Annotated in this window: 16 protein-coding genes; 9 read left to right on the top strand and 7 right to left on the bottom strand. The window is 73.5% G+C overall.

Going from position 1 to position 21,194, the window contains the following annotated elements:
- The 4 genes from ACL02O_RS24120 to ACL02O_RS24105 form a co-directional block, all read left to right on the top strand.
- On the top strand, positions 1 to 1,354 hold a 1,354-nt coding region (locus ACL02O_RS24120; protein ID WP_412820421.1), incomplete at its 5' end, for an OmpL47-type beta-barrel domain-containing protein.
- Between the two features lie 22 nt (positions 1,355 to 1,376).
- Positions 1,377 to 2,342 carry a sugar phosphate isomerase/epimerase family protein gene (locus tag ACL02O_RS24115; protein ID WP_412820420.1) on the top strand — a complete coding sequence of 322 codons (966 nt, stop codon included), beginning with the start codon at positions 1,377 to 1,379 and terminating at the stop codon, positions 2,340 to 2,342.
- Positions 2,339 to 3,496 carry a multicopper oxidase domain-containing protein gene (locus ACL02O_RS24110; RefSeq protein ID WP_412820419.1) on the top strand — a complete coding sequence of 386 codons (1,158 nt, stop codon included), beginning with the start codon at positions 2,339 to 2,341 and terminating at the stop codon, positions 3,494 to 3,496. Before ACL02O_RS24115 ends, ACL02O_RS24110 begins: the two co-directional genes overlap by 4 nt.
- A 187-nt stretch (positions 3,497 to 3,683) precedes the next feature.
- The gene (locus tag ACL02O_RS24105) at positions 3,684 to 7,745 is read left to right on the top strand and encodes a ThuA domain-containing protein (RefSeq protein ID WP_412820418.1); all 4,062 of its coding nucleotides are present in this window, start codon (positions 3,684 to 3,686) and stop codon (positions 7,743 to 7,745) included.
- Between the two features lie 51 nt (positions 7,746 to 7,796).
- Here ACL02O_RS24105 and ACL02O_RS24100 read toward each other — a convergent pair whose 3' ends face one another.
- From ACL02O_RS24100 to ACL02O_RS24090, 3 genes are all read right to left on the bottom strand, one after another.
- On the bottom strand, positions 7,797 to 8,618 hold the full coding sequence (locus tag ACL02O_RS24100) for a VIT1/CCC1 transporter family protein (protein WP_412820417.1): 822 nt from the start codon (positions 8,616 to 8,618) through the stop codon (positions 7,797 to 7,799).
- 106 nt (positions 8,619 to 8,724) lie between these two features.
- Positions 8,725 to 9,957: an acetyl-CoA hydrolase/transferase family protein gene (locus tag ACL02O_RS24095; protein ID WP_412820416.1), complete on the bottom strand. Its 1,233-nt coding sequence runs from the start codon at positions 9,955 to 9,957 to the stop codon at positions 8,725 to 8,727.
- A gap of 185 nt (positions 9,958 to 10,142) precedes the next feature.
- Positions 10,143 to 10,373: a hypothetical protein gene (locus tag ACL02O_RS24090; RefSeq protein WP_412820415.1), complete on the bottom strand. Its 231-nt coding sequence runs from the start codon at positions 10,371 to 10,373 to the stop codon at positions 10,143 to 10,145.
- Between ACL02O_RS24090 and ACL02O_RS24085 the strand changes: the two genes are divergently transcribed.
- Complete coding sequence (locus ACL02O_RS24085) at positions 10,357 to 10,668, top strand: TlpA family protein disulfide reductase (protein ID WP_412820414.1); 312 nt, start codon at positions 10,357 to 10,359, stop codon at positions 10,666 to 10,668. The two genes, ACL02O_RS24090 and ACL02O_RS24085, sit on opposite strands and share 17 nt — an antisense overlap.
- Positions 10,669 to 10,702: 34 nt before the next feature.
- Here the strand turns inward: ACL02O_RS24085 and ACL02O_RS24080 are convergent, their stop codons facing one another.
- A complete protein-coding gene (locus ACL02O_RS24080) occupies positions 10,703 to 12,112 on the bottom strand; it encodes a CoA transferase (protein WP_412820413.1) in 1,410 nt (469 codons plus the stop codon).
- 50 nt (positions 12,113 to 12,162) lie between these two features.
- Positions 12,163 to 14,397, bottom strand: coding sequence for a transglycosylase domain-containing protein (locus ACL02O_RS24075; protein ID WP_412820412.1), 2,235 nt, complete (start codon positions 14,395 to 14,397; stop codon positions 12,163 to 12,165).
- Between the two features lie 428 nt (positions 14,398 to 14,825).
- On the opposite strand from ACL02O_RS24075, the gene ACL02O_RS24070 reads away from it, so the two are divergent.
- On the top strand, positions 14,826 to 16,079 hold the full coding sequence (locus ACL02O_RS24070; RefSeq protein ID WP_412820411.1) for a glycoside hydrolase family 6 protein: 1,254 nt from the start codon (positions 14,826 to 14,828) through the stop codon (positions 16,077 to 16,079).
- Positions 16,080 to 16,139: 60 nt separating this feature from the next.
- Here ACL02O_RS24070 and ACL02O_RS24065 read toward each other — a convergent pair whose 3' ends face one another.
- Together ACL02O_RS24065 and ACL02O_RS24060 are read right to left on the bottom strand one after the other, a co-directional pair.
- Complete coding sequence (locus tag ACL02O_RS24065; protein WP_412820410.1) at positions 16,140 to 16,823, bottom strand: hypothetical protein; 684 nt, start codon at positions 16,821 to 16,823, stop codon at positions 16,140 to 16,142.
- A 162-nt stretch (positions 16,824 to 16,985) separates the two neighbouring features.
- The gene (locus ACL02O_RS24060) at positions 16,986 to 18,122 is read right to left on the bottom strand and encodes a hypothetical protein (RefSeq protein WP_412820409.1); all 1,137 of its coding nucleotides are present in this window, start codon (positions 18,120 to 18,122) and stop codon (positions 16,986 to 16,988) included.
- Between the two features lie 157 nt (positions 18,123 to 18,279).
- On the opposite strand from ACL02O_RS24060, the gene ACL02O_RS24055 reads away from it, so the two are divergent.
- From ACL02O_RS24055 to ACL02O_RS24045, 3 genes are read left to right on the top strand one after another with little or no spacing between them, the layout of a single operon-like run.
- Positions 18,280 to 19,215: a diacylglycerol/lipid kinase family protein gene (locus ACL02O_RS24055; RefSeq protein ID WP_412820408.1), complete on the top strand. Its 936-nt coding sequence runs from the start codon at positions 18,280 to 18,282 to the stop codon at positions 19,213 to 19,215.
- A 30-nt stretch (positions 19,216 to 19,245) separates the two neighbouring features.
- Entirely contained in the window at positions 19,246 to 20,055 is an 810-nt protein-coding gene (locus ACL02O_RS24050) for an aminoglycoside adenylyltransferase domain-containing protein (protein WP_412820407.1), read from the top strand.
- An 18-nt stretch (positions 20,056 to 20,073) separates the two neighbouring features.
- Entirely contained in the window at positions 20,074 to 21,177 is a 1,104-nt protein-coding gene (locus ACL02O_RS24045; RefSeq protein WP_412820406.1) for a glycoside hydrolase family 18 protein, read from the top strand.
- The last annotated feature ends 17 nt before the right edge of the window (positions 21,178 to 21,194 follow it).

The following is a 21,194-nucleotide window of genomic DNA, read 5'->3' as shown; positions in this document are numbered from 1 at the left end:
ACAGCCCTACGCCACGTACACCGCGCCGGTCACCGTCAACCAGGTCGGCCAGCACACCCTCAGTTACCGGGCCACCGACCAGGCCGGGAACACCTCGTCAGCCCAGCAGGTGTCGTTCACCGTGGTCGACCCGCCCGCGCCGGACACCACCCCGCCGACCGTCACCGCCGCCCTGACCGGGCAACTCGACGACGACGGCGCGTACGTGGGCAGCGCGACGGTCACCCTGACCGCCGCGGACAGCGGTTCGGGGGTGGACCGGGTCGAGTACTCCCTCGACGCGCAGCCCTACGCCCACTACACCGCCCCGGTCACCGTCGACCGGCCGGGCCAGCACACCCTCAGCTACCGGGCCACCGACCGGGCCGGCAACACCTCGGGCACCGCCTCGGTCACCTTCACCGTGGCGGCCAGCGGACCGCAGCCCGACTGCGTGCAGGACACCCGGCCGACCGTCTGGCTCGGCACTGTCGACAGCGGCGTACCGAACCGGGTGGTCGACGGCGACTGCACGATCAACAACGTCATCGAGGACGAGAAGAGCTGGGCCAACCACGGCGCGTTCGTCTCGTACGTCACCGCCGTCGCCGAGCACCTGCACCACCTGGGCGTCATCACCCACCCCGAGCACGGCAAGCTGGTCAGCGCGGCCGGTCGCTCCGGCGTCGGGAAACCGGTGGGCAAGGACGGCTACCAGCCGATCCTGGACTCCACCGCGGCGTCCTTCGGCCGCTGGCAGCACGTCGGCGCGGGCGGCTTCACCCGCAACGCCGACGGGTCGGTCACCAGCAGGGCGTTGCCGGGACTCGGCATGCTCTGGTACCCGGTCTCCGCGTACGGCGACTTCTCCATGAAGTTGCAGTGGCGCGACGACGCCGCCGGTGACGGCCGGGCCAACAGCGGCGTCTTCGTCCGCTTCCCCGACGTGCGCAACCACCCGGCCGAGTCCCGTCCCGAATGGGTCGCCATCAAGTACGGCCACGAGCTGCAGATCCTCGACCGGACCGACGGCGACCAGTACAAGAGCGGCTCGGTTTACGGCTTCGACCGGGTCGACCTGGCCGGCGCCGCGGTCGCCCCGAAGGGCACCTGGAACGACTACGAGATCCGCGTGGTCGGCCAGCACTACTCCGTCTTCCGCAACGGGGTGCTGATCAACGAGTACGTCAACGCCCCGGACGCCGCCTTCGACCCGCCCCGCGCGGACGACCCGGGCGGCGCCGGGCGGCAGAGCACCAGCGGATACGTCGGCCTGCAGAACCACGGCACCGGTGACGTCATCAGCTTCCGGAACGTGCGGGTCGCCCCGCTGACCGCCTGCTGCACGGGCGGCACCGGCGACACCTGCTGCTGAGCGAGCGAAAGGGACAGACACCATGGCAAGGAACAGGATCGACCGCCGGACCCTGCTGCGCGGGCTGGCCGGCTCCACGGTCGCGGTCAGCGCGGCCGGCCTGGCCGGGGCACTGCCGGCCAGGGCCGCCGAGTGCGCCAACGGCAAGCTCATCCCGCAGGGGCAGGTGGGCATCCAGCTCTACAGCGTCCGGGACAAGATCGCCCAGGTCGGCTTCGCCGCGGTCTTCGAGGAGTTGTCCCGGATCGGCTACCGGGAGGTGGAGTTCGCCGGCTACACCCAGGGGTCGGTCGGCGCCATCACCCCGGAGCAGATCCGCCGACTGCTCGACGACAACGGGCTGAAGGCGGCGGGCAGCCACCGAGGGCTGAACGACTTCCGCACCAACCTGGAGTGGGAACTGGACGTCGCCGAGACCCTCGGCATGCCGGCCGTCGGCACCGCCCAGGCCCCCACCGGCGCCCGGACCATCGCCGGCTACCAGGCGGCCGCGGCCGACTTCAACGCCTGGGGAGCGGCCGCCGCCGCCCGGGGGCTGAAGCTCTACCAGCACAACCACACCATCGAGTTCGCCTTCGCCACGGACCGTCCGGACGTGCGGCTGTACGACCTGTTCCTGGAGCTCACCGACCCGCGGTACGTGTTCCTGGAGATGGACATCCTGTGGGCGTACGGCGGGGCGCGGAAGTACCCGGGTTTCCGGCCGGTCGACTACGTCAACGCCCACCCCCACCGCTACCCGCTGTTCCACGTCAAGGACGGCGTGCCGCTGCCCGACCCGCAGCAGGGCAACTCCTACGCCGACGTGGAGTTCGGCGCCGGCGTGATCCCGTTCGCCGAGTTCTTCGGCGAGCTCAAGGGCCGGGGCCGCTTCGAGTTCCTGTGGGAGCAGGACTCGGCGCCGGGCGCCCAGCCGAATCCGCCCGGCTCGCTGGGCGCGGCCGAGCGCAGCTACCAGCGCATGATCGAGTTGCGGGGTGCCCGATGAGCGCCTGGCGGCTGGTCGAGGACGAACCGGCGGCGGAGCAGCCCCGCCCCGAGCGTTCCCGTGCCGGTGGGCGGCGCTTCCTGGTGGTCGCCGCGGTCGTGCTGCTCACCCTGGTCGGTGCCGGCGGGCTGGCCGCCGCCCGAACCGGGATGTTCGCCGAGCGTCCGGACGGCTGCGCCAAGCCGGACCGCACCATCCAGCTGTACGCGGTGGAGCTGCCCAAGGACGGCACCCAGGTCCGGCTCGGCTACGGCCTCACCCCGCAGACGGCGTCCTACCCGGGCCCGCTGATGGAGATGGTGGAGGGGGAGTGCCTCGCCATCACCCTGCACAACCTGGTGCCCGAGGCGACCCTGGCGGCCCTGCGCACCAACCCGGACCACCCGCTGGGGGTCTCCCTGCACGTGCACGGCGTGAAGTACACCCAGGACTCCGACGGCACCGTGCAGAGCGGGTCGTACGTCCCGTCGGGCGGGTCCCGCACCTACACCTGGTACGCCCAGCCGCGGAACCCCAAGACCGGGGCGTTGGGCACCGCCGGGTACTGGTGGTACCACGACCACGTGGTGGGCGGCCCGCACGGCACCCAGGGACTCGCCGCTGGCCTCTTCGGCGGCCTGGTGGTCCGCCGGCCCGGCGACCCGAAGCCGGACCGGACCTACGCGGTCGTCTTCGGCGACCGGCAGAGCATCAACCTGCGCCGCGGTGCGGCCACCGACACGTGCGACGAGGTGGACCCGCAGCCCGGGCCGACCTGCCTGATCGCCCGCCAGGGGGAGCGGGTGGAGTTCGTGGTGATCGGTGTCGGCAACGACATGCACACCTTCCACCTGCACGGGCACTCCTGGGCGGACACCCGGACCGGGACGGTGAGCAACGGGCAGCCCTTCGCCGACTCCGTACCGATCATCGACAACAAGGCGCTCGGCCCGGGCGACTCGTTCGGGATGCAGCTGGTCGCCGGCGACTCGGTCGGGCCGGGGCACTGGATGCTGCACTGCCACATGCAGTTCCACTCCGACGCCGGCATGTCGACGATGCTGCACGTCCTGGACCGGGACGGGAACATGCCGCCCGGCATGGACCACGAGCACGACGCCGCCCCGGCGGCCGCCGCACCCGCCATCGACGGCGGCGACCACCAGCACAACTGACGGATCCGGAGCTGCCGTCCTCAGCGTCGAGGACCGGCAGCCACCGGGCCACCACCACCGCCCGCACCACGCACCGGCCGCCCGCGTACGGGTGGCGCCGGTGGACCCGTACGCCCTCGCCCGGTGAGCGCCTCACTCTCACCGGCCGATCGACGAACCCGGAAACCTTCAACCAGGAGGAGTCGAGATGGCCCACGGACGCCATTTCCGGTTCTCCCGCTGGGTCGGTCGCCTCGGCACCGACCCGACGGGCCCCACCACACCCACACCGCCCCCGTCGACCGCTCCGCGTCGCCCCGGCCGCCGCCGTCGTGCCGGCGCGCTGGCCACCGGCGCTGCCCTGGCACTCGGCCTGCTGGCTCTGCCGGGTCAGACGCTCGCCCCGACTCCGGCGGCCGCCGCCGAGGCCGCCGCGGCGGCGAAGGTACTGGTCTTCCACGGCCCGGTCGACAAGCAGGACGACCCGGTGGCCCGGGCCACCGCGAGCATCCGTGACCTGGGTGAGCGGAACGGTTTCACCGTCGACGACTCCGCCGACCCGGGCGTGTTCAACGTCGGCAACCTGGCCCGCTACCGGTCCGTGGTGTTCCTCTCCGCCAACGGGGTCACCCTCAACGACGCCGAGGAGGCGGCCTTCCAGGCGTACGTCAAGGGCGGCGGCGGGTTCGTCGGCGTGCACGACGCCGCGCGCGCCCAACCGGAGTCGTCCTGGTTCACCGGCCTGATCGGCACCCGGCCGGCTGCCGGCCTGCCCAACGCCGAGAAGGCGGTCTCGGCCACCGCCAGCGGGGAGAACCCGCCGAACGAGACCGCCGCGAAGGCCATCGACGGGTCGACCGGCACCAAGTGGCTGACCTTCTCACCGACCGGCTGGCTGGCGGTGCAGCTGGCCAAGCCGGTCGCGGTCAGCCGGTACGCGCTCACCTCGGCCAACGACTTCCCCGGCCGGGACCCGAAGAACTGGACCCTGCAGGGTTCCCAGGACGGCACCACCTGGACCGACCTGGACACCCGCAGCAACGAGACCTTCCCGCAGCGGTTCCAGACCAAGCAGTACAGCTTCACCAACACCACGGCCTACCAGCACTACCGGCTCAACGTCACGGCGAACAGCGGGGAGCCGCTGGTCCAGCTGGCGGAGCTGTGGCTGATCGGCCCGGACGCCGGCCCCGCGCCGGAGAACACCGTGCAGCAGGCCACTGTCGACGTCACCGACCGCCAGCACCCGGCCAACAAGGGGCTGCCGCTGACCTGGACCCGGTCCGACCAGTGGATCAACTGGGACCCGAGCCCGACCGGCAAGGTGCACACCGTCGCCCAGGTCGAGGAGGGCACCTACGACGCCGGACTGAGCGGCAACGGAGCGTTCCATCCGATCTCCTGGTGCCAGGACTACGACGGCGGGCGCTCCTTCTACACCGGCATGGGGCGTACCGAGGCGAGCTGGACCGGCGACGAGCGGTTCCAGAACCACCTGGCCGGCGCGATCCGGTGGGCCGCCGGCCTGGTACGCGGTGACTGCCAGGCCACCATCGCCTCGAACTACCGCATCGAGCGGCTCACCACCACCAACCAGCCCGGGCAGCTCGACCAGATCGGCGAGCCGCACGGCCTGACCATCGCCCCCGACGGCGGGGTCTTCTACATCGGCAAGGCGGCCTGCCCGGGCGGGCCGATCGTGAGCTGGGACGACCCGAAGGTCGGCCTCGGTTGCGGCACCATTCACCGCTGGGACCCGAAGACCAAGCAGGTCAAACTGCTCACCACCCTCGCCGTGATGGGCAACCGGGGCAGCGGCAGTGAGCTGGTCAAGAACGAAGAGGGCCTGGTCGGCATCACGCTCGACCCGAAGTTCGCGCAGAACGGCTGGGTGTACGTCTACTGGATGCCGCACGAGTCGATCGACCGGGACCGGCGGATCGGGCAGCGGACCGTCTCCCGGTTCACCTACGACGCCGCGGCGCAGGCCATCGACCAGGGCACCCGCAAGGACCTGCTGCACTGGGACACCCAGATTCACAGCTGCTGCCACGCCGGTGGCGGGATGACGTTCGACGAGAGCGGCAACCTCTACATCGGCAGCGGGGACAGCAACTCCTCCGGCGGCTCCAACGGCTACTCCGGCAACAACTGGACGCAGGACTTCAAGGGCACCTCGTTCCAGGACGCCCGGCGTACCGCCGGCAACACCAACGACCTCAACGGCAAGATCCTGCGCATCCACCCGGAGGCCGACGGCACATACACCATCCCCGCCGGGAACCTGTTCACCGGCAAGGAGGAGGGCGGCGGCAAGACCCGCCCGGAGATCTACGTGATGGGCGTGCGCAACATCGCCCGGATCGCCTGGGACCCGGTCAACCACTGGCTGACCGCCGCCTGGGTCGGCCCCGACGCGGGCGCGCCCAGCCCGGACCTGGGCCCGGCGAAGTACGAGACCGCCACGATCATCACCTCCGCCGGTAACCAGGGCTGGCCGTACTGCATGGGCGACAAGCAGCCGTACCGGGACCGCAGCAACACCGACGCGACCGTGCTGACCGGCTGGTACGACTGCGACAACCTGAAGAACACCTCGCCGCGCAACACCGGCCTGGTTGACATTCCGGCGGCCAGGAACAACATGATCTGGTACTCGCCGCAGGGCGGTGGCCCGGTCTACCCGGAGCGGGCCGACGGCAGCGGACTGCCCTCGTACGTCCTCGGCGAGGAGACCTTCACCCAGCCGTACCTGAAGGGCGGCGGCCAGGCGATCATGGACGGGCCGACGTACCAGCGGGAGAAGGTCGACACGGACAGCGGCGTGGCCTGGCCGGCGTACTGGGACAACAAGTGGTTCATCGGTGACGAGTCCAACGCCAACAACCGGATCGCCGTCACCGTCGACCCGACCAAGGTCACCGCGCAGGGCCCGCCGGCCTTCGCCGAGGACCTGCGCCAGATCATCCGCTCCGGCACCGGCGGCAACCAGCTCCAGTCCTGGATGGACGCCAAGTTCGGCCCGGACGGGGCGCTGTACATGCTGGACTACGCGGGCGGCTTCTTCAGCCTGCACGGCAACCAGAAGCTGATCCGGATCACGTACACCGGGGGCGAGGCCACGCCGCGGCCGAGCGACGCCGGGTGGCGGCCGGTGACGCCCAGCCAGCCGCGGACCATCGCCTTCACCGGCGCCCGGGCCGGCGGCGTGGCCTGGGAGTGGGACTTCGGCGACGGCAGCGCGAAGTCGCACGAGGCCAACCCGACCCACACCTACGCCGACTACGGCACCTACCAGGTGACGCTGACGGTGACCTACGCCGACGGTGAGAAGGCCACCACGAAGCTCACCGTCACCGCCGGCTGCGTGGCACCGGACACCCGGAAGACGGTGCGCCTGCTCGACACCGACACCGGGGTGGCCAACCACGAGCTCGGCGGCGGCTGCACGGTCAACGACCTGATCGACGACGAGCGGAACTGGTCGAACCACGGCGAGTTCGTCAGCCACGTCGCCGACGTGGTCAACGACCTGCGCGGCGCCGGGGACCTGGACAACAAGGAGGCGGCCAAGCTGAACAGCGTCGCCGCCCAGTCGCCGATCGGCAAGGTCGCCGGGTACCGGTCGCTGTTCGACGGCACCGCCGCGTCGCTGGCCGACTGGCGGCAGGCCCCGGGCGGGTCGTTCAGCCTGCGGCCGGAGGGGTCCATCCGTAGCTCGGGCGGGCTCGGCATGCTCTGGTACGCCAAGGACGACTTCGCCGACTTCTCGCTGCGGATGAAGTTCCGGGACGTCTCCGCCGGCAGCACGTACGCCAACAGCGGGGTCTTCACCCGGTTCCCGGACCCGCGGACCCCGCTGGACGAGCGGCCGGACGGCAGCTGCGGCACGGTCGGTTCGGCCCGCTCCTCGCAGGCCTGGGTGGCGATCTACTGCGGCCACGAGATCCAGATCTACGACGGGCCCACCGGTGAGCCGCAGAAGACCGGGTCGATCTACAACTTCGATCCGAACACGCTGGACCAGGCGGGGGTGACCCCGAAGGGCCGGTGGAACGACTACGAGGTCCGGGTGGTCGGCCAGCACTACACGATCATCCGCAACGGCGTCGTGATCAACGAGTTCGACAACACGCCGGGCAAGGCGTCGTCCCGTGCCGGTGACCCGCCGACCGACCTGCGCCAGTTCCTCAGCGGGTTCGTCGGGTTGCAGAACCACAGCACGAACGACCTGATCGAGTTCCGCGACGTACGGGTCCGCGAGCTGTAGCCCGCGGGCGGTGCCGGGCACGGGAACCCACCCGTGCCCGGCACCTTCGCGTCAGCTCACCGCGGTGCCGAACAGGTGACCGATGCCCCAGGTCAGCGCCAGGCCGGCGGCGCCGCCGAGCACCACCCGGGCGACCGCCAGGCGGGGGTTGCTGCCGCCGATCCGGGCGCTCACCGCACCGGCGACGCCCAGGGCGAGCAGCACCGCCGCAACGGTCAGCGGCAGCCGCAGTGCCGGCGGGGGCAGCAGGATCGCCAGCAGCGGAAGCAGCGCGCCGGTGACGAACGCCACCGCCGAGGCGAAGGCGGCGTGGCCGGGGCTGGCCAGGTTCTCCGGGTCCACCTTCAGCTCCGCCTCGGCGTGCGCGGCCAGGGCGTCGTGCTCGGTCAGCTCGATTGCCACCTGCCGGGCGGTCTCCGGTCGCAGCCCCTTCGCCTCGTAGAGCGCGGCCAGCTCCGCCAGCTCGACCTGCGGCATGTCCCGCAGCTCCGCGCGTTCCTTGTCCAGCAGGGCCCGCTCGCTGTCGCGCTGGCTGCTCACCGAGACGTACTCGCCGAGCGCCATCGACACCGCGCCGGCGACGAGGCCGGCCAGTCCGGCGGTGAAGATCGGCCCGCGGGCCGGAGTGGCACCGGCCACGCCGACCACGATCCCGGCCACCGACACGATCCCGTCGTTGGCGCCGAGCACGCCCGCGCGCAGCCAGTTGAGCCGGCTGGCGAGGCCGCCGGTCCGGTGCGGCTCCCCACCGTGCGACGCCTGCTCGACGACGCCGTCCGTATTCCGTACCTCTGTGCTCACCGACCCATCCTGCCCACCGGGCAGCCCTTCCGCCACCAACCCCAGCCCGTCCTCGTCCCGCTGCCCCGCCACCCGGCCTCGTTGATCATGAGGTTGGCGACGCTGTTCGCGGCGTGTCGCGCCGCCAATCTCATGATCAACCTTGCGGCCGGTCGGGGTGGGTGAGGGCGGGGCGAGGTTAGGGCAGCGGCAGGCCCATCCGGCGACCGGCGGCACGCAGGCCGTCGCGGGCGTCGGGGTGGGCGGCGTGGTCGACGAGTTGCTGCGCCTGCTCGACCGCGTCCCGGCCCCACACCGCGGCGCAGCCCTGCTCGGTGACGATCGCGGTGTGCTGGAACGAGGTGACCGGTCCGGACAGCAGCGGGACCACGCCGGACACGTCGGCCTTCGGGTGCCAGGAGCGCAGCGCGATGATCGCCTGGCCGCCGGGGGAGTGCAGCGCGCCCACGATGAAATCGGTCTGCCCGCCGAACCCGGAGTGCACCCGGGTGCCGATCCGGCTCGCGTTGGCCTGCGCGAACAGGTCCACCTCGAGGGCGCCGTTGATGGACACGAGGCCCGGGCGCCGGGCGATCAGCGCCGGGTCGTTGGTCTGCTCCGTGCGCAGCATCCGGACCCGTTCGTTGCCGTCGACCCAGTCGTACAACTCGGCCGAGCCGAAGCAGAACGAGGCGGTGACCGGACTGTCCGGGTCGAGGCAGCCCGCCTTCTCCAGGGCGAGCACCCCGTCGCTGAACATCTCCGACCAGATCCGCAGGTCACGCCGGCCGGCCAGGGCGGCCAGGGTGGCGTCGGGGATGCCGCCGATGCCGGCCTGCAGGGTCGCTCCGTCGGGCACCAGCGCGGCGACCCGGGCGCCGATCGTCGCGGCCACCGGGTCCGGTTCGACGACCGGCGCGGCGGGCAGCGGCTCGTCGACCTCCAGCACCAGGTCGACCGCCTCGACGGGCAGCTCGGCGTCCCCGTGGGTCCAGGGCATCTGCCGGTTCGCCTGGGCGACGATCAGCCCGCCCCGGGCCCGGGCCGCCTCGATCGCCGCCGGCAGGATGTTCACCTCGACGCCGAGGCTGACCGTGCCGCCGCGGGGCAGGGTGGTGTGCAGGACCACCACGTCGGGCGCCAGCCGGTCCCGCAGCAGCACCGGCACCAGGGAGAGCCGGCTCGGCAGGTACGACAGCCGCGGATGGCCGCGCATGCCGGCCCCCACGAACGAGGTCTCGTAGCGCACCCCGGGCCGGTCCGGGATGCCGTGCGGGGCGTTCAGCATGTAGAGCCGGTACTCGGGCAGCGCGGCGTCGAGCACGGCCAGGGCCTGCCGCGGCGGCACGTGGTTGCCGCTGGCCACCACCCTCGGCACGCCCGGCAACCGTCCGAGCGCCGTCGCCAACCCGGATTCCGACACCACGCGCATGACACCCCACCCCTCGTCGACGGACGGCCCGCATCCGCCGCCCGGAAGCATTCCGTCACGGAGGTCCCGCCGGACAGGGCCGGAGGTCCGTGACGGTGATCTCTCCGCGTCCGGTGGCCGGGCGCGGGGCGGCGCCGGGTTCGGGGCCGCCGCGCCCGCGTACCCGGCACCGGGCCCGGGTTCCGCTACCCGGCGGGCAGCGCGGCGACCCCCTTCCGGAAGTTCCGGCCCGGCCCGAGCCGGTCGCCGGTGGCGTGGGGACGCTGCCCGGCCCGGTGCCCGCGGGTCTCACGCTGCCGCCGGCCCCGGCCGGGGCGCCCGGCGCGCCGGCCGTCACTGGCCCGCTCACCGACGGCAGCCGGGTCGCCTTCGCCGACCTGTGGGCCGACCGTCCGGTCGGTGCTGGTCTTCTCCACCTCGTGGTGCACCCGCTGCGCCCAGCGGCAGGACGCGCTGAGCGAGCTGGCCCGCGCCCACCGGGACGAGGTGGTGTTCGTCGGGGTGGCCACCGAGGACAAGCTGCGGGACGTGCAGCGCTACCTGCGGGAGCACCGGGTCGGGTACCCGGTCGTGGCCGACGACGACGGCGCGATCTGGCGGTCGTACGCCGTCCGGGAACCCCGGCCGTGGTGCTGGTGGCCAAGGGCGGGGCGCTGCTGCGGGGCTGGCCGGGCGGGGTGGACGCGACACCCTCGACGGCAGGTTGCGTGAGCTGGTGCTGGCCCCCTGACCGGTCCGCCCGTCATCAGGGCGCCGGCAGCCAGGCCGGCGGGTCGGCGCCCCACGGGCCTGGCGGGGCCGCCCAGGTACGCGGCCCGCCGGGCGGCGTGACCGGCGGCAGCGCGTAGCGGAGCCGGCCGGCCGGGGCGTCCCGCTCGTCGCACCAGCCGGCCGGGTCGGGTGTGCTCCCCTGCGGGGTGGAGCCGACCGCCAGGTCGCGCCGCAGCCACCGGGCGGTACGCGCCAGCGACAAGTCGGCCGACCAGACGCCGCCCTGCCGGTCCCGCAGCGCCAGGGCCCGCAGCACGGCCGCGGCCAGCAGATAGCCGGTGCCGTGGTCGAGCGCCTGCGCCGGCAGCACACCGGGGGCGCCGTCCGCTCGGCGTTCGACCTCGGCGATGCCGGTGGCCGCCTGGACCAGGCTGTCGAAGCCGCGCCGGTTCGCCCACGGGCCGGCCGTGCCCCACGCGGACAGCCGGGCCACCACCAGGTCGGGCCGGCGGTGGCGCAGCGCCGCGGGGGAGAGGCCGAACCGGTCCAGGGCCGCTGGTCGGTAGCCGGTGACCAGCACGTCGGCGTCGGCGAGCAGCCCGTCGAAGCGGGCCCGGTCGGCGGGCCGGCCCAGGTCGAGCAGGGTCGACCGCTTGCCCGAGCCGGTGTCCAGGTGCTGCGCCGGGATCTCCGGCAGGCCCGGCGGGTCGACCCGGAGCACGTCCGCGCCGAGCAGCGCCAGGAACCGGGTGGCCACCGGCCCGGCGATCACCCGGGTCAGGTCGAGCACCCGTATCCCGGCGGCGGGCAGCCCGTCCGGCGCGGGCGGCAGCCGACGGGGCGCCGCCGCGCCGGCGGCGGCCAGCCGGGCCAGCGGTTCGGCGGCAACCGCCACGGCCTGCGGGTGGGCGTCCCACCCGGCCGGGGTGCGGCTCGCGACGGCGAGCCCGCCGGCGGCCTGGACCTGCTCCTCGACGGCGGCCGCCGGCATCCCGTGGATGCCTTCCGCCACCGCGTCGACCAGGGCGTCGTCGTCGGTCCGAGCCGGGTCGAAACCGAGCGCGGACAGCAGCCGGCGCCGGTGGTGCGGGTAGTTGGCGTGGGTGCGTACCCAGCCGTCGGCGGCCGGCCAGAACCGGGACAGCGGCGCGAAACCGGTGAACGGCCGCCCGTCCACCCGCAGGTGCCGCTCGCTGGTGAAGGCCACCGCGACGGCCCGGCTGTCCACCGTCAGCGGTCCGGGCGGGTGCTGGCCCCTGGTCCTGGCCAGCTCCGTCGCGGCCAGTGCGGCGGCGGCGACGCAGGCAACCGCCAACTCGGTGACGGGCAGCCGGGCGGGCAGGGTGCCCGCCGGGCCGCGCAGCTCCACCGCCTCGGCGGACACCGGGTCGCCGTCCAGCGCGGCCCACGCCGCGCGGACCGCGTCGGCCGTCGACTGCTCCACGAGCCGATCATGCCAGCAGGCCGACCGCCGGGGCGGCGGGCCGGCAAGCGTCAGCCCTGCGGTCGCTTGGTCCGTGACGGCGACAGGCTCGGCAGCGGGCTGACCGAGGGCGAGACGGACGGCGGCTGGGTCGGCCGCTCGCTGGGACTGGGGCTCGGGCTGGACGGCTCCGCGGTCGGTGTCGGCCGTGCCGTCGGCGAAGGCGCCGAGGTGGCCGGCGCGGGCGAGGCCGGGGCGGTCTGCGTCGGGGTGTCGTCCGGGAACGCCGGGTCGCCGAAGCGGTACTTGTCCGGGTCGAGCTTCATCGCGGCGGTGGCCTGCTCCATGAACTGCCGCCAGATCGGCCCGGGGCCGGTCGAGCCGTACACTTCGTAGCTGCCGTTCTTCGTCTTCAACGGCTTGCCGTCGGTGGTGCCCAGCCAGACCGCGGAGGCCAGCGCGCCGGTCCAGCCGACCATCCAGGTGTGCACGTTCTGCGTGGTGCTCTGCCCGGCCTGCCAGGTGCCGGTCTTGCCCGCCGAGTCCCAGCCGTTGTTCAGCTTGGCCGCCTTCACCCGGCGCAGCGTCCAGTCGAGCTGGTCGATCGCCTCGTTGTCCAGGCCGAGGTCGGTCCCCTTGAGCTGCTCGGTGTAGACCTTGTCCTCGCCCTTGGTGACCGACCGGACGAAGTGCGACTCGGCGCGCTTGCCGCCCGCGGCGAAGGTGGCCATCCCGTTGGCGTGGTCCTGCACGCTGATGCCGTACTGGCCGATGCCGACCTCGGTGGAGAAGCGCTTGGCGACCTCCTCGGTCGGCTGGTCGCGCAGGTCCACCCGCTGCGGCTGCGGGTTGCCCTTGACCGTCTCCCACATCGAGTTGACCCCGGCCCGCTTGGCCATGTCCATGACCTTCGCGATGCCCAGCTTCTCGGTCAGCTCGAAGTAGGTGACGTTCAGTGAGGCGACGGTGGCTTCCCAGAGGGCGCAGTTCGGCTGGCACGGCGCGTGCTCGGCGTTGCGGATCGGGCCGGCCGAGCTGCCCTTGGTCCGTCCCGACTCGGGGAACTCCTTGGTGTCCGGCGAGTCGAAGTGCTGCTTCACGGAGATGCCGTTCTCCACGGCGGCGGCCAGGTCGTACACCTTGAAGGACGAGCCCGGCGGGTGCTGGCCGAAGCCGCGCGCCTGCCCCTGCTCGTCGTAGTACCAGCCGGCGTAGTCGGCACCGGAGCCGCTGTTGCCGCCGTAGTAGCCCAGCACCCGGCCGGTGCCCGGTTCCACCGACACGAGCGCGGCCTGCCAGTTCTTGGGCTGGTCCCGGACCGCCTCCGGGGCGGTGTCGCGGCGGATGTCCGCGGCCGCCTCGGCGGCGTCCTGGACCCGCTTGTCGATGGTCGTGACGATCTTGTACCCGCCGTCGCGGATGACCTCGTCCGTCTTGCCCCGGAACTGCTCGGTCTGGCGCAGCTCGCTGAGCACGTGCCGGACCACCAGGCCGGCCGGCCCGTCGAGCTCCGACTGGCCGGCGTTCTTGTCGATCGGTTTCACGTCGTCCGGGTAGGCCAGGTTCGCCGCCTCCCCGGGCGTGAGGTAGCCCAGCTTCACCATGCCGTCGCGGATGTAGTTCCAGCGGTCGATCGAGTTCTGCTTGGCTCTGGCGTTGCGGGCCGGGTCGTAACCGGGGGAGCCCTCGGGGTCGTTCGGGTCGGCCTCCGGCTGCTTCACCATCGCGCAGAGCACCATCGCCTCGGCCCTGGTGAGCTGCTGGGCCGGCGGTGCGTCCCGGCGCACCGTCTTGCCGAAGAACGTCTGCGCGGCCGCCTCGATGCCGTACGCGCCCCGACCGAACGGGACCGTGTTCAGGTAGAAGCCGAGAATCTGGTCCTTGCTGTACTTGTCGTCCAGCTTCCAGGCGATGACCGCCTCGCGCAGCTTCCGGGAGTAGGTCACCCCACGCAGGTCGGCGGCGACCCGGGCGTACTGCTGGGTGATGGTGGAGGCGCCCTGCCGCTGGCCGCCGGTCAGGTTCGACCAGGCGGCCCGGAGCACGCCGGTGAAGTCCACCCCCTTGTTGGTCCAGAAGGTGCGGTCCTCGGCCGCTACGATCGCCTCCTTGGCCGAGTCGTTCATCTGGTCGTACGGGACGATGGTGCGGTTCTCCGCACCGAGCTTCGCCATCGGCGTGCGGCCGTCGGCGTAGTAGACCGTGGTCGACTCGGGCAGTTTGAGGTCGGTGGGGGTGGGCACGCTGTCGAAGTAGTAGCCCCCCGCGAGCAGGCCGGAGCCGGCCAGCAGTGTGAAGACCGCCAAAAAGATCAGCAGACGGTGGCGTCGGCCCTTCCGCCCCGGGGTCGGGGCCGTGGAACCGTCCGCCTTCTCGTTGTCACCGGTAGGAAGCACCCGCACCCGATACCCTCCGACTGCTCGGCCGAATCGTGTCCATGCTCGGCCTGCAGGCTAGCGGAGCTGCGACGACACCGTCCGCGCCCGCCGTCACCAGGTGTGGCGTCGGTCGCCGCCCCGCACCCCCGGAGCCGGGTCGCCGACTGAACACTCTCCGTGGTTGGTTCGGGGTGCGTCGGCCGGCTCGCGCCCGGTGTGGTCGCCTCACGTCGCCACTCGTGCGCCGGTGTTCATCAGCCGGAAACATTGACAGTCGGGTGTGGACCGGGCACCCTCGGACGAGCTGCGGGAACGCTCCCACGCGTCGTTCCCCCGTCTGATCAGGAGCAATCGACGTGGCCCTGACACCCATCCGCCGGCGCGCCGCGACCGGTCTCGCCGCCGTCGCTCTCGCCGCGGCCGTGCCGCTCGCGCCGGCGCCGGCCGGCGCGGCGATCCGCGACGGCGCCACCTTCTACACTCCCCGCCCCGACCACGGGGCCGTGGCACAGATCGCCCAGCTGACCGCCGCCGGACAGTACCGCCGGGCGGCCGAGCTGGGCGCCATGATCCGTACGCCCCAGGCCGTCTGGGTGACCGGCGGCTCGGGGCACGCGCTCACCCAGTCCGTCAAGGCCGAGGTGAAGCGGGCCGCGGGCAGGAAAACCGTGCCGGTCCTCGTGGCCTACAACATCCCGTTCCGCGACTGCTCGCAGTACTCGGCGGGCGGAGCCGACTCGGTCGCCGACTACGAGGCGTGGATAGACGCCTTCGCCGCCGGCATCGGCGACCACGAGGTGGCGGTCATGCTGGAACCGGACGGGCTGGGCATCATCCCCTGGTACACCACCATCAACGGCGACCAGGAGTGGTGCAGACCGGCCGAGGCGGATCCGGCGACCGCCGCCGCCGACCGGTTCGCCATGCTCAACCACGCCGTCGACGTGCTGACCGCGCTGCCCCGGGCCAGCGTCTACCTCGACGGCACGCACAGCGCCTGGCTCGGCGTCGGCGACATCGCCGACCGGCTGGTCAGGGCGGGGGTCGGCAAGGCCGACGGCTTCTTCCTCAACGTCTCCAACTACGAGACCATCGAGCGGCAGCTCAAGTTCGGCAACTGGATCTCGAAGTGCCTCCACTACGGCGCCGCCGGCCCGGACTGGGCGCGCGGTCACTTCGACTGGTGCGCGAGCCAGTACTACCCGGCCGACCCCACCGACTTCAGCACCTGGGGTCGCACCGACGCCTGGTACGCGGAGAACGTCGGGGACGTGCCGGCGGACCGGCTCGCCCACTTCGTGATCGACACCAGCCGCAACGGGCGAGGACCGTGGACGCCACCAGCCGGCGTCTCCTGGCCCGACCCGCAGACCTGGTGCAACCCGCCGGATCGGGGCCTGGGGCTGCGCCCCACCACCGCGACCGGTGACCCGCTCGCCGACGCGTTCCTCTGGGTGAAGACGCCCGGCCAGTCCGACGGGCAGTGCGACCGGGGCACCGGCACCGGGCACGACCCGGCCCGGGGCGGCATCGTCGATCCGGCCGCCGGGGCCTGGTTCCCCGAGCAGGCCCTCGAACTGGTGAGCCACGCCGATCCGCTGCTGCGCTGACCGGCGACCTCCGGGGCGGTCCCGCTCGGGACCGTCCCGGTCCGTGCCCGCGGTCGCCGGTCAGGCCTGTTTCAGCGCCGCGCCGGACCGGCCGTTGCGTCCCCGGACCAGTGGCCGACGTGCGGGCCAGCGGGCGTTTCCGCCGGACCGGCCGGTCCAGAACGGCGACAGGCGCCACATCGGCTGTGCCAGCATGCCGCTCGGCACGGGAAAGGCGTCCCGGTCCGTGTAGCCGTGCCGCCGGTACAGGTCCCGGTCGGCGTCGGTGAGGGCCTCCGCGTAGGTCGGCAGGCTCAGCGTGTCCATCCAGCGCTGCGCGCCGGTGAGGACTGCGGCGGCCCGCCGGAACCCGGCCGGCCCCGGTGCGGCCAGCATCGCCAGGTGGATGTGCGGCTCGACGGGGCGCCGTGCGGCGAGCGCCCGGCCGAGGTCGAGGAACCGCTCGTGGTCCGCCCCGCACGCCTGCGCGAGGCGGTCCGGGCAGCGGGCGGGGGGCGGGATGGGCCGGTAGCGGTGGAACCAGACCGTTGCGGCCGTACCGTCCGGGAGCAGGAACGCGTCGCCGAAGAGCAGCGCGTGCTCGACCCAGATGCGGGCCGCGGCCGCGAGGACACCGGAGCGGCGTCGCTCGTCCGGGACGAGCCAGGCGCCGAGGGGGGTCGGGGAGACGGCGTCGCTGACGAGGTCGACTATCCGGTCGATGTCGCACCACCGGGCCCGGACGACGGGCGTGCTCACGCTCATGGGAACTCCTGGTCATGTCGTGATCGGCTAGGTCGGGAAGGAACCGCCGGCGTGGCGCGGGTTTCTCCGCGGGGCCGGCGCCGGCCACCAGGGGCCGTCAGGCAGGCAGGTACGCGGAGCAGCCGGTGCCCGCCACGGGGGCGGAACGCACCGGCTCGTCGGTCAGGCGGGACGGGTGCCCGGTCGGGGCGCGCGGGACGGGAGAGCGTCGCCGCTGGCGTCGGGGCACCGGCGTCCCGGCCGGGCGGGCGGTGTCCAGGCCGGCGCGGAGGCGTCGGCCAGTTCGCCGTGCCCTGCGGCGGCGGAGCTGGCGCCGGAAGTGCCCGGGGCGTTGGTGCCGGGTACGGGGGCGACGTCCGGGCTGACCGGCCAGGGCCCGTGCGTCCGGGTGGACCGGGACGGAACCGGGTCGCCCCTCGCGGCGGTCCCCCACGCCGATCCTGGCGCCAGGCGCGTCGCAGCGGACGGCGCAGCCCAGTCGGCGGCCGTGACCGTGACCGGTCGGATCGAGGATGTCGGGCCGACCAGATCGTCGGAGGGTGCGGGCACGGCGGGCTGGGCCGGCGGCGGAGCGGTGGGCGGGGACGGTACGTCGGTCGCCGGTTGCGCCGGGGGCGGCTGTTTCGGGGTTTTCGGAGTCTTCGGCGGTTTCAGCATCGGCTCGAGCGGATCGAGCACCGGATCGAGCGGATCGAGTACCGGCTTAAGCCCGTGCCACGGCGGCACCCCGATCGGGCCGAGCGGCCCGGTCACCGCGCGCGGCGCGCCGGCCACCCGGTCCACCACTCCCGTCCCGACCGGGTCGGCGCCGGGTCGTAGCGCGGCCGGCGGGGCCGGGTCGGCGACCGGGCCGGGTGTCGGCACGACGCGAGCGGCGCGCGTGGTCGGACGAAGGGGATCACCGGCGGTCGTCGACGGCCCGGGTCGGCCGGACGGGGCCGGGGGACGGTCCGCCCGCCGCTGCCCGCTCGGCCGATACGCGGGTCGGTGCCGCGCCGGGGGAGTGTCTGCTGCCTGTGCCGGCGGCCGGTTCGGCGTCGCCCGGCGCGGCGGCGCCGGGGTGCGACCGTCGACCGTCGGTCGGTGCCGGTGCCGGACGGTGGTCGGCGCCGACCCGGAGTGCGGGCCGTGCGTACCGGTGAAAAGGTGCGGGGTGTGGTGGGCCGGGGCCGGTCGGTCGGCCGCGTACGCGTCACCGACGGTCGCGATCTCGTGCGCGCCCCACCCGGCGACGACCCCGCCGAGAAGCAGGCCGAGGCGCAGCGTGACCCGCACCAGTCGCCCGCCCGGTCGAGTCATCCCGGCACCTCTCCGGTCGCCGGCAAGCGCCGACGACAACGCTCCGTACTTTACCGAAGGCGGTGGGCCGATCACAGACCGGAGCCGATCGAAACCGGCCGACATCTGGTGACCGGACAGGCGTGAGGGATCCGCCGTTTGGGTACCACCCGAGGCCATGAGCACGAGCACGGTCGACCGTCCGTCCGCCGACGTTCCCACCGCCGCGGCCGGCGTCGTCGCGGTCGTCGCCCACCGGAAGAAGGTCCTCGGCGGCGGCCTCGACGAGCTGCGGACGACCCTGGTCTCGGCCGGGGTCGGCAAGCTCCTCTGGTACGAGGTGCCGAAGAGCCGTAAGGCGCCGAAGAAGGTGCGCAAGGCGCTCGACAAGGGCGCCGAGCTGATCCTGGTGTGGGGTGGCGACGGGATGGTGCAGCGGTGCGCCGACAAGCTGGCCGGCTCGGCGGTGCCGATGGGTATCCTGCCCGCCGGCACCGCGAACCTGTTCGCCAGCAACCTCGGCATCCCGGCCGACCTGCCCGAGGCGGTCCGGATCGCCCTGCACGGCCGGCGGCGCAAACTGGACCTGGGCCGCCTCAACGGGGAGCACTTCGCGGTGATGGCCGGCGCGGGCTTCGACGGCGACCTGATCCGGGACGCCGACCGCAAGCTCAAGGGCCGATTGGGTCGGGTCGCGTACGTCTGGACCGGGCTGCGGCACGTGCGGGGCGAGTGCGTCCGTACCCGGATCCGGGTCGACGGGGCCGACTGGTTCGACGGCGAGGCGAGCTGCGTGCTGTTCGGCAACGTCGGCACGATCACCGGCGGCATCCCCGCCTTTGACGACGCCCGCCCCGACGACGGGGCCCTGGAGATCGGCGTCTCCACCGCCAGCGGCGCCGTCGACTGGGCCCGTACGCTGGGCCGGATGGCCGGCGGCCGGTCCGAGGACTCACCCTTCCTGCGGATGACCCGGGGTCGCAAGGTCAGGGTCCGGTTCGCCGCCCCCAAGACGTACGAGCTGGACGGGGGCGCCCGGTCGACGGCGAAGCGACTCAAGGTGAAGGTCGTCCCCGGTGCGCTGACCGTCTGCTGTCCCGACCCGACGCACTGACCCGCCCCGCCCCGGGGCAGGATGCGGGGCGTGGACCACGACGTAGGTGACTACCTGGCCGCGCTGGTCGGCCGGGCCCGGGCGGTGCTCGGCGACAACCTGGTCGGCGCGTACGCGGCCGGCTCGGTGGGGCTGGGCGCGTACCAGCCCGGACGCAGCGACGTGGACGTGGCCCTGGTGACGGCCGGGCCGGTGACCGGGCCGGCGAAGCGGGAGCTGGTGGCGCGGTTGCGGCACGAGTCACTGCCCTGCCCGGCGCGCGGCCTGGAACTGGTCGCCTACCGGAGGGACGTGGCCGGCTCCGGCATCCCCGACCCGGGCTTCGAGGTGGAGCTGAACACCGGCGCGGCCATGCCGTTCCGTGCCACGTACGACCCGGCCGAGCGGCCGGCCGCCGACGGCTGGTTCTGGTACGCCCTCGACCGCAGCATCCTGCGCCAGGCCGGGCTGGCCCTGCTCGGCCCGCCCCCGGTCGAGGTGTTCGCCGATCCGGCCCCGGCCGACCTGCGCGGGCTGCTGGTGACCGCGCTGGACTGGTGGCTGGCGCTGCCCACCCCGGCGGGGGACGCTCCGGCCCCCGGCGCCGAGGACGCGGTGCTGGGCGCCTGCCGCTCGCTGGTCCGGGTCCGTACCGGGGCCTGGCTGTCCAAGGTGGACGCAGGGCGGTGGCTGATGGCGCGGGGCCGGCACGCCGAGCTGATCGGCCGGGCGGTCGCGGCCCGGCAGGGCGGCCCGGCACCGAGCGGACCCGAGGCCCGGCCTTCCAGCGGTGGGTCCGCGACGAGGTCGCCGGTACGCATTGACGACGGTCGTCAGAGCACTGTAAACAAGGTGTACTGATCGATCGGGGAGGTCCCCATGCGACGCTCGGTACCCCTGGCCGCGCTCCTGCTCACCCTCGCCACCACCACCCCGGCCGCCGCCGCCCCACCGCCCCGGCCGGCCGCCACCCCCCTCGCCGCCGCCCCGGTGCAGGTCTACGGGGCCTGGCACTGCGGCAACGACTACTGCACCTGGACCACCCCGCGCACCGTCGCCGAGTTCGACGGCCAGAACCACTGGCTGATCGACCGGGGCGACGGCCGGCCCTCCGTCAACCTGGTCGTGCTGAGCTTCGTCAACCCGCTCGACCTGCTGCACCAGACCACCGACGCGACCACCCTCGACGGTGTGCCGCGAGGCATGACCGCCGAGATCGTGCAGTACTTCACCGCGCGGGGGGTGCGGGTGATGCTCTCCATCGGCGGCATCACCTACACCGACGACTGGGACGCCGCCCTCGCCGAGAACGCCACCCTGCTCGGCCAGCGGGCCGCCGAGGTCGCCACCCGGCTCGGCGTCGGCATCGAGATCGACTACGAGCAGAACACCGACCCGAACGTCGCCGGCCTGCAGTCCTTCATCACCGCCTACCGGGCGGTCCACCCGTACGACCCGACCGGCGCCCGGCCCGAGGCCCGGCTCACCATCGACGTCGCCGCCGGCGACCGCTGGCTGATCGCCCTCAACCGCAAGGCCACCGCCGACTGGCTGCGCACCGACACCCCGGTCCTCGACTACGCCAACGCGATGGTTGCCGCCCGGCCCGCCTCTGCCAGCTCGTCGCAGTCGAGCTGGCAGGAGCACGTCGACGGCAAGCCGCAGTACAGCCCGCCGGTGCCGCCGCTCGCCCCGGCCAAGTTCACCGGCGGCCTCTACATCGCCTACGGCAACAAGCCGTTGCCGGAGTGCGTCAACTACGCCAACTCGGTGCAGCAGGCCACCGCCCCGTACGTGCAGTCGGTCGCGCCCAACGGCGCGGGCGCCACCGCCGGCATGCTCGGGTTCATGTTCTGGGCGGCCGAGCGGCCGGCCACCCGGGGCATCGGCACGGTGCCGCCGAACACCTGCGAGCCGGGGGTCGGCGCCGGGGCGACCGCGCTGGCCGTCCCGGTGCCGATGCCGGCGCTGCGGCAGAGCTGACCGGACGGGCGTCCGGG

It is taken from the genome of Micromonospora mangrovicola (genome assembly GCF_047200535.1).
Taxonomy (GTDB): domain Bacteria; phylum Actinomycetota; class Actinomycetes; order Mycobacteriales; family Micromonosporaceae; genus Micromonospora.
Note: the sequence above shows the minus strand (reverse complement) of the source record. Positions and strands in the feature narration are given on the sequence as shown.